The 379-nt window shown below is 58.8% G+C and carries 1 pseudogene; it reads right to left on the reverse strand.

Annotated features, from left to right (window positions below):
• A pseudogene (locus tag QJT78_RS52285) lies at positions 1–267 on the reverse strand (transposase); the annotation flags it as partial.
• Between the last annotated feature and the right edge of the window lie 112 nt (positions 268–379).

Consider the following 379-nt stretch of genomic DNA (forward strand, 5'->3'; position numbering starts at 1 on the left):
TTTGGCGCTGGCCAGCATTTGTTCTGCCGCAATCGATAAGATATCGGGCACGTGGTGCTTTCGTGGTTTGCCACGGACTTTGGTGATCGGCCAAATGAGCTTCACATCGACCGGATACACTTTCAGGTGCCGAGGGATACCGACCGCCCAGGCCAGCCCGCGCTCTGTTAGCCCTTGTCGAAACGGTGCGCTGATGCCGTATCCTGCATCCGCCAGCACACATCCAAAGCGCATGTTGGCCGCCATCGCGCGGTCAATCTCGGCCAAAGGCTGCGGTCAAAGGCGACAAGACACTGGCGGAGCTGGCGCAACTGTTTGATGTTCATCCGAACCAGATCACGATCTGGAAAAACCAGCTCCTGGAAGGCGCCGCCGGCGT

It is taken from the genome of Bradyrhizobium sp. Mp27 (genome assembly GCF_029953005.1).
GTDB classification, from domain to species: domain Bacteria; phylum Pseudomonadota; class Alphaproteobacteria; order Rhizobiales; family Xanthobacteraceae; genus Bradyrhizobium; species Bradyrhizobium barranii.